Raw genomic sequence first — 1896 nt, forward strand, 5'->3', positions numbered from 1 at the left:
TTTTTGCACTGCCCTTTCCGGCCCTGAACTGGAGCGCCTCAAGCAGGTCGGGGGCGAACTTGCGCAACGTCGCATAGCGGTCGGCCGCCACCGTCAGCGGATCAAGGTTGGCGGTTTCCGCGATTGTCGCCACTTCTGGCCTCGCCTTCAGGAGGGTGTTCCACCCGACCGATGCGTCCAGGGCCTCCATTGGATCTTCGCCGGTATCGACCGCATCGGTCAATGCGTCGATTGTCCTGCGAAAGATCAGCATCAGCCGCGCCACATTCTTTGACGTGGTGGCATAGCTGCGCGCCTGGGCGTTCTTCGCGCGGGTGAAGATGCTGCCGATCAGCTTGTCCGCCATCTCCAAGGCGTTATCGGTCAGTCGTTCCTCGAGGTCGAGCAGGAACGCAACCAGCGTAGCGCGCCGTCGGGAGGGAATATATCGCTCGATCATATAGGCAGGCGAAGCGCGGCCTTCCCTGACATATTGCCGAAATCGGTCGGCATGGATGCGGCCAGCCACGTCCGGGGAGATGCCGATCTTCCGCACTTGCCGCAGGCGGTCGAGAATCTGGCGGATGTGATCGGGCCTGGCCGCAACGGGAATGGTCTTGAGCGAAGCGAGTTGGCTCATGCCGCCGGCGTCGTCAAAGACCTGGTCGAGGGCGTGGACCTGTTCGGCGCTAAGATCAGCGATCAGGGCGTAGGCAGCCTGCTTGCGGGCACGCGCGCGTCCCGCACTACTGGCGCGTTCGATGGTGGAGATGGACGGCAGTAGAATCCGGGCCTCGCGAAGGGCGGTGACAACGCCGATCGCTATCGTCATCCCCTTGTCGGTCGCCCATGCCGTTTTCGCGGCCGCTTCGATCATGAAGGGAATGTCGGCGCGGGTTGGTCCACGAAGGCCCGCTCGCATCGCCAGCTCGCGGGCATGGTCCGTCATCGTCTGATCCCGCGCTGCATAGTTGGCCAGGTCGGTTACGTGTAGACCAAGTTGTTCCGCGACGAAGGCGGCGAGATCATGGGGTATCGCTCCCTTGTCCTGTATCAACTGCGCCAGTGTGATGCCCGGGTGCCGCAAGAGCGCGAGTTGCAGCGCGACACCCAACTGGTTCCGTCGCTCCCGTCGTGCGCCGATGATCTCGATGTCCGAAGGCTCGAAGGTGTAGAGCCGGGCTAGATGGTCGCGCTCGCTCGGGATGGCGAGGATCTGATCGCGTTCGCTCTCGGTCAGGAGTTGATGCTTACGCTTCGTCATTCCGATTCCCGTCCACAAAAGGTCATCTGGGCCTATGGACAGCCATGAGTAAAGAGACATAGTATGTGGACGGATATGGATGGGGCGAAGCGATCGCCCTTCAGATCGTCCACAGAACGACCGTTTGGGAGACGCACGGGATGGGCGATATTCTGGGTTATGCCCGCGTCAGCACCGGCGATCAGGACGTGGCTGGACAGACCATGCGTCTGGAGGAGGCCGGCGCGATCAAGGTGTTCACCGACGTCATGTCGGGCAAGAGCATGGAGCGGCCCGGTCTGGCCGAACTGATCGCCTATGCCCGCAAGGGCGACACGCTGGCGGTGGTCCGCCTCGATCGGCTTGGGCGCTCGCTCGCCGAATTGCTCACCACGGTCGAGACGCTACGCGGCCAGGGCATCGCGCTCCTGAGTCTTGAGGAAAAGATCGACACATCGTCGGCCGCCGGCGAACTCATCTTCCATGTGTTCGGGGCCATCGCCCATTTCGAGCGGAGACTGATCTCCGAGCGAACCAGGGATGGGATCGCCGCCGCGCGCGCCAAAGGCAAGTTGCCCGGCCGTCAGCCGCTCGACATGTCCAAGGTACATGCCGCCATCAAACTGGTCGAAGCGAGCATCTCGCCGACAGAAGCAGCACGACAACTCGGCATC

At 62.6% G+C, this 1896-nt stretch carries 2 protein-coding genes; one reads left to right on the top strand and one right to left on the bottom strand.

From position 1 onward, the window contains the following. On the bottom strand, nucleotides 1–1243 hold a 1243-nt coding region (locus tag NN5_RS24545), incomplete at its 3' end, for a DUF4158 domain-containing protein (RefSeq protein ID WP_157081331.1). 140 nt (nucleotides 1244–1383) lie between these two features. On the opposite strand from NN5_RS24545, the gene NN5_RS24550 reads away from it, so the two are divergent. Next, a partial coding sequence (locus NN5_RS24550; protein WP_067739310.1) for a recombinase family protein occupies nucleotides 1384–1896 on the top strand: 513 nt, incomplete at its 3' end.

The sequence above is a fragment of the Novosphingobium naphthalenivorans NBRC 102051 genome, from assembly GCF_001590985.1.
In the GTDB taxonomy this organism is placed as follows: Bacteria; Pseudomonadota; Alphaproteobacteria; order Sphingomonadales; family Sphingomonadaceae; genus Novosphingobium; species Novosphingobium naphthalenivorans.